This window comes from Falsiroseomonas oryzae, assembly GCF_027856955.1.
GTDB classification, from domain to species: Bacteria; Pseudomonadota; Alphaproteobacteria; order Acetobacterales; family Acetobacteraceae; genus Falsiroseomonas; species Falsiroseomonas oryzae.
Genome location: NZ_JAPSMD010000937.1, coordinates 1 through 754, shown reverse-complemented (window position 1 = coordinate 754; position 754 = coordinate 1). Strand labels below are relative to the sequence as shown.

The 754-nt window shown below is 77.1% G+C and carries 2 protein-coding genes; both read right to left on the bottom strand.

Features of this window, described 5'->3' with window-relative positions:
- The coding region (locus tag OZN99_RS32805) for a heme biosynthesis HemY N-terminal domain-containing protein (RefSeq protein ID WP_270939359.1) at positions 1-290 on the bottom strand (290 nt) is incomplete at its 3' end.
- 13 nt (positions 291-303) lie between these two features.
- Positions 304-754: mitofilin family membrane protein (locus OZN99_RS32800; RefSeq protein WP_270939358.1), on the bottom strand; the 451-nt coding region annotated here is incomplete at its 5' end.

The following is a 754-nucleotide window of genomic DNA, read 5'->3' as shown; positions in this document are numbered from 1 at the left end:
GCGGCCAGCGCCACGAGCGCGCGCGTCACGGCCTGATCGCCCTCCCCACGGCGACGCGCCGCGCGCTTCGCCCGCTGGCGGCGCGGCCAGCGCCGCAGCCAGGTGACGAGGTTCAGCAGCCAGTGCAGCAGCAGGAACGCGATCGCCAGGAACAGCAGCGCCAGGGCGAAGGGTACCACCAGCTCCAGGTCGGCGACGCGGACCTCCACCACGCCGCCGAGATTGGCCATGTAGAGGATGCCCGCGACGCCGAGGGCGAGCAGGGCGAGATAGGCAAGGGCATGACGCATCCGGCCGCGCTCCTCAGCCCGCGGCCATCTGGCGGATCGCCGCGCGCGCGGCGACCAGCGCCTCGGCCTGCGCGATCCAGCCGCGCATCGCCTCGCGCGCGGCGGGCGACAGGCGCGACAGGATGCGCACAGCGCCCTCCAGGTCGCCCGCCTCCAGCGCGCGACGCGCCCGCTCGAGCTCGATCGCGGCGGCGTCGCCCAGCACCATCTCCTCGCCGCGGCGGACGGTGAGCAGGCCGGACAGGCGCGTGACCGCCGAATCCATCACGCCGGAGCCGGCGGCCGGCTCGCTGCTGCCGCGGGCGTTGCGCACCGCCTCCTCGAAGGAGAGGCGCAGCGCCGCCTCGGTGGGCGGGGCGGCGTTGGCGAAGCGCGCCAGCGCCTCCGGCGGGTTCTGCAGCCCGGCCAGCGCCGGGCCGAGCGGACGGCCGCCTTCCAGGGCGGCGCGCACCGCATCCAGCGCG